This window comes from Micromonospora sp. (assembly GCF_048594385.1).
Classification (GTDB): domain Bacteria; phylum Actinomycetota; class Actinomycetes; order Mycobacteriales; family Micromonosporaceae; genus Micromonospora; species Micromonospora wenchangensis.
On sequence record NZ_JBMDWU010000134.1, the window covers coordinates 1 to 3,032 of the forward strand.

The following is a 3,032-nucleotide window of genomic DNA, read 5'->3' on the forward strand; positions in this document are numbered from 1 at the left end:
CAACAGGGAACGACAACTGGCTCCAGCGTGACCGACTCACATCCCCCAGCCGGCTCTTCGGAGAAGTCACTTCCCGGACCCGCCGCCACCCAGGATAGAACTCTCCTCCCAGCTGCGTCTTGACACAGAGGGGAGCCATGATCGGACGCTCGGCGGAGGCAGTCGTCGGTATGACGGCAGGGTGCGCGCGCCCCTGGGGGCGCTCCCTGCTCCTCCGGCGGCGACGCCGAAGGTGGGTGTACACACGTGACGTCGTTGATCTTCGATAATGTGCGGGACGTGTGCTCGCCAGCAGACGCCAACCCGGGTCACCCGGTGCCGACGCGGGCCACCGCAGCCGCTCGTGGTCGCAAACGGGGGTTCGTGTGCTCGGGCTGTAGTCCTGGGCTGGGCGAACGGGGGTCCGGATGCTGCGGGTGGGCGTGGGACAGTCCCTGCCACCCCAGGTGAACCCGCAGGTCGCTAGACTAGGCGCTCGCGCCCTCGTAGCTCAGGGGATAGAGCATCGGTTTCCTAAACCGTGTGTCGCAGGTTCGAATCCTGCCGGGGGCACCAGGCCACAGCCTTGATCATCGATAGCTGTTCCGCCTTCCGGCGCTTGTGTGGACGATCGCCTCGCCACCATCTCCCGACTCCTGTCCAGGTGCTGAGCGACCGCAGGGTTCCGGCCGTCGACGGCACGGGCGTAGTGATGCGTCGTCACACTGGCGTCGGCGTTGCCGAGCCACCACCGGGACGCCACGCGAGTCCATGTTCCGCTCGTGCCGGGCGGCACAGCGCGAGCGCTTTACCGAGCGCAGACCGCTGTAGGCCAGCAGCACCAGCGTCCGATCCGGAACCTCGCACGCGGCGGCGAGCTTGTCGGCCTGGGCGACGGTCGGGATGGCCGGATCCGAACCCCGCATCCGAGGAAGCCGCACCTACCGGCGCAGCAGCGCCAGCCACCGGCGCGCCGACCGCCACTCCGAGCGCACCGCGTTGGTGGCGACGACCAGCAGCCACGGCAACGCCGATCCGTCGACCAGTCGGGCGTCACGCCGACGGCGCCACGCGACGAGGAACGTCGCCTGGGTGACGTCCTCGGCCGTCGACCACGAACCGGTCAGCCGGAACGCGTGGTTGTAGACCGGGCGGGAGTACCGGTCGAAGAGCCGACCGAATGCCCACTCGTCCCCGGCGGCGATCGAGGACCACAGTTCCTCGTCCGACGGCCGTACCTGATGCCTCACAGCACACTATGGCCGTCCACGCCGACTGTGTTGCATCGCGGCGGCGCACTGCGGATCCGGATGTGTCGCCGGGAGCGACGTCCGAGCGGCTGCCGCCGTGGGATCCGGGTCGCTGGGGGAAAACCACCAGGCCGGGCCGGGTGGTTGCCGGCTTCTGACCGCCGAGCGTCTTACCTACCGTCGATCTCGTGATCGAACTACGGGAGTTGACCAAGAGTTACGGGGGCCGGGTCGCCGTGAACGGGCTGACCGTCCGGGTCCAGCCGGGCGTGGTGACCGGGTTCCTCGGCCCGAACGGGTCCGGCAAGTCGACGACGATGCGGATGATCCTCGGGCTGGATGCTCCGGACCGTGGGGAGGCGCTGATCGGCGGGGTGCCGTACGCGAACCTGACGTGGCCGTTGCGGTCGGTCGGCGCGCTCCTCGACGCCGGGGCGTTCCATCCTGGCCGCAGCGGCTATGCGCACCTGGCCGCGCTCGCCGCCAGCAACGACATCCGGCGTTCGCGGGTCGACCAGGTGTTGCGCCTCGTGGGTCTGTCGGACGCGGCGATGCGGCGCACCGGCACCTACTCGCTCGGCATGCGCCAGCGGCTCGGCGTCGCGGTGGCGCTGCTGGGCGACCCGGGGGTCCTGCTGCTCGACGAGCCGGTCAACGGGCTGGACCCGGAGGGCATCCGTTGGATCCGGAGCCTGCTGCGCGCCCTGGCCGCCGAGGGCCGGACGGTGTTCGTGTCCAGTCACCTGATCGCCGAGATGGCGCTGACCGCGGACCGGCTGGTGGTCATCGGCCGGGGCGAACTGCTGGCGGAGACCACCGTCGCCGAACTCGCCGGCCGCCACGACACGCTGGAGGACGTGTTCTTCCGGCTCACCTCGCAGTCCACCGACTACCGCGGCACGGAGGTGTCATGAACGGCTACGGATTCCGGCAGGTGGCCCGGATGGAGTGGATCAAGCTGAGCAGCGTCCGGTCGACGTGGTGGCTGACGGTCGCGACGGTGCTGTCGATGGCGGCGACCGGGGTGGGGGTGGGCCTCGGCTACCGGTCCCACACGCCGGTCGCCACCACCGCCCAGATCCTGAACAACAGTCTCAGCGGCGCCATCCTGGCCCAACTGTTCCTGGGTGTGCTCGGCGTCCTGCTGGTGACCGGCGAGTACGGCACCGGGCAGATCCGGTCGACGTTCGCCGCCGTGCCGCGGCGTCGGACCGTCCTGGCGGCGAAGGCCGCCGTGTGTGGTGGCGCGGCTCTCGCCGTGGGCATGACCGGGACGGCCGCCGGCTACCTGGGCGGGCAGCTCGCGATCCGCGGCACCGCCATCCCGACCGCTTCCCTCGGGGACCCGGCGGTCCTGCGGGCGGTCCTGCTGACCGGCGGCTATCTGGCCGCCACCGCGCTGATCGGGGTGGGTGTCGGGGCGTTGGTACGGCACTCGGGGGCCGCGATCGGGACGTTGTTCGCTCTGATGTTCGTCCCCACGATCGTGGTCGGGCTGCTCGGCGAGCACGGCGTCGTCGTCGGACGCTTCATGCCACCGCTGATGCTGCTCAACTCGGTGGCGGTGCTCTCGCCCGGGTCCGGGCTGTTCACCGGGTGGGTCAGCGTGCTGCTGATGTGCGGGTACGCGGCGGTGGCGATCGTGTGTGGTGGCGTCCTGCTCCGCTCCCGGGATGCGTGACCCACGGGCCGACGACGACAGGGCCGGCCACGACCGGGCCGGTCGCAACGGTGCAGGCAGCAGCGCGGGGCGAGGGCCCAAAGGGGCGGTTGCCCCGGGGGGCGCCCCGGGCAGCGGGCCCG

3 protein-coding genes and 1 tRNA gene are annotated in these 3,032 nt (G+C 70.9%); 3 read left to right on the forward strand and 1 reads right to left on the reverse strand.

Annotated features, from left to right (window positions below):
- The first annotated feature begins 479 nt into the window (after positions 1–479).
- Positions 480–555: transfer RNA gene (locus ACOJTC_RS06545), tRNA-Arg, on the forward strand.
- 365 nt (positions 556–920) lie between these two features.
- Here the strand turns inward: ACOJTC_RS06545 and ACOJTC_RS06550 are convergent.
- Positions 921–1,229: an RNA polymerase sigma factor gene (locus tag ACOJTC_RS06550; protein ID WP_420116159.1), complete on the reverse strand. Its 309-nt coding sequence runs from the start codon at positions 1,227–1,229 to the stop codon at positions 921–923.
- Positions 1,230–1,417: 188 nt separating this feature from the next.
- On the opposite strand from ACOJTC_RS06550, the gene ACOJTC_RS06555 reads away from it, so the two are divergent.
- Together ACOJTC_RS06555 and ACOJTC_RS06560 are read left to right on the forward strand one after the other, a co-directional pair.
- Positions 1,418–2,143 (forward strand): ABC transporter ATP-binding protein, encoded by a 726-nt coding sequence (locus tag ACOJTC_RS06555; protein ID WP_420116160.1) that lies wholly within the window; start codon positions 1,418–1,420, stop codon positions 2,141–2,143.
- Positions 2,140–2,910, forward strand: a complete 771-nt coding sequence (locus ACOJTC_RS06560; protein ID WP_420116161.1) for an ABC transporter permease — start codon at positions 2,140–2,142, stop codon at positions 2,908–2,910. The genes ACOJTC_RS06555 and ACOJTC_RS06560 overlap by 4 nt, the downstream gene beginning before the upstream one ends.
- Positions 2,911–3,032 lie beyond the last annotated feature (122 nt).

Coding starts and splice junctions, on each gene's coding strand:
- ACOJTC_RS06560 (WP_420116161.1), top strand. CDS start 2,140: ATGAACGGCTACGGATTCCGGCAGGTGGCCCGGATGGAGTGGATCAAG.